Here is a 458-nt window from a genome sequence, read left to right as displayed (position 1 = left end):
GAGCCGACCTCGGAGCGGAACGTCTCCAGGGAGGTCAGGGCGGCCAGCGGGGTCTTGGCGGCGGTGCCGGTGGTCTCGGCGACGGCGTCCCAGTCGGGGTCGCCGGACACGGCGAGGACGGTCGCGGCGCCGTCTCCTCCGACGCGCTCGTCGGCTGCGGTCCACGCGTCGGGGGTCATGGTGATCACGGGTGTGTGGCTGTACCAGGCCTCACCGCCGACGGCGGCGACCTGGTAGGTCGTGCCGGTGATGTCGATCTGGTCGCCGACGCCGACGCCGAGCTGGTCGGCGGCGTCCGCGGACAGGCCCACCGATCCGTCGCGGGAGGGCGCGAGGTCGCTGACTGCACCGGGGCCGCCGCTGCGGGGCAGGCCGACCGCGGCGACAGGCGTGGACGTCTGCCCGGCCTCGGCGCGAGTCTGGGTGATCCCGACCGGCAGCACCTGGTCGACCCCGGG

Annotated in this window: 1 pseudogene; it reads right to left on the bottom strand. The window is 75.5% G+C overall.

What is annotated here, in order from left to right:
* Positions 1 to 458: pseudogene (locus Q0848_RS18920) on the bottom strand (ABC transporter permease); the annotation flags it as partial.

The organism is uncultured Pseudokineococcus sp., assembly GCF_947495735.1.
Lineage (GTDB): Bacteria > Actinomycetota > Actinomycetes > Actinomycetales > Quadrisphaeraceae > Pseudokineococcus.
Note: the sequence above shows the minus strand (reverse complement) of the source record. Positions and strands in the feature narration are given on the sequence as shown.